General features: G+C 61.1%; 1 protein-coding gene. It reads left to right on the top strand.

Features of this window, described 5'->3' with window-relative positions:
* Positions 1 to 166: 166 nt before the first annotated feature.
* Positions 167 to 718, top strand: a complete 552-nt coding sequence (locus GY725_21470; GenBank protein MCP4006758.1) for a hypothetical protein — start codon at positions 167 to 169, stop codon at positions 716 to 718.
* Positions 719 to 1,003 lie beyond the last annotated feature (285 nt).

Here is a 1,003-nt window from a genome sequence, read left to right on the forward strand (position 1 = left end):
CGCGTCTTTACGTCTGGCTTCGAAGTTGGTGATTCCTCCGAATGGTCTATGGAGGTTCAGTAGGGCGCAAGCGTCGTGCGAGTTCCGCCTAACACCTACATGCAACGGTCTCGCTACGCTCGCCGCTGATGTGAGATCGTTCGGCCGCTCTCGCACAGGTACGGTGATGTTCGTCTACGCGCAGATTAACGCTCGGGTGGCTCCGCTTGATCGAGGGGAGCGCTACGAGGACCCGCTGATAGAGGCGCTCGCAGACAAGGGCTTCGGCGAGGTCTCTGGCGGGGGGACGATGCAGTCGCGCACAGGAGAAATCGAGTACTGCGGCGTCGATATCGAACTATCCGATCCTGATACCGGGATGCCGTTCGTGGCGGAATTCCTCGCGCAGTGCGGTGCGCCCAGGGGCTCCGAGCTTCAGTACGACGAGTCTGGCGCCCCTCGGAAGTTGCCTTTCGGTTTTCTCGAAGGTCTCGGGCTCTACCTAAACGGCACGGATCTTCCCGACAACGTGTATCAGGAGTGCGACGCAAGTCTCGTCTACGACAGAATCAACGAGCTGCTTGGCGATCGCGGCGAGATTCAGGGGCATTGGCAGGGTCCAACGGAAACAGCCCTCTACCTGTACGGGTACTCGAAGGACGAGATGAACGGACTGATCGCGGAATTCGTTGCGGGCTATCCCCTGTGCGATCGGGCGCGCCTCGTCACCATCGCGTAGCCGTTCCTGGTGAACAGTGCCTCGCCAATTGTTCGCGGCCGAACCAGGCGCTGCAACGGCCGCCAGCAGCGCCGGGATCGCTCGCGTCGTGGTCGGGCTTTCGGGCTGCTCGGTCGCGTGATACGCTGCTCGCGTTCCTTCGACGGCGCTGGGCGCCGTTGAGCTCTCTCGTTAGGCTGACGAGGACATGACTCACGATCAGAACGAAATCGTCTTAGAGCATGACGAGGGGAACACCGTCCTGAGCAGCTCTACGTTGCTCGTGGGTCTGGATGAGACTGGGCA

Source organism: bacterium, assembly GCA_024226335.1.
Classification (GTDB): Bacteria; Myxococcota_A; UBA9160; order SZUA-336; family SZUA-336; genus JAAELY01.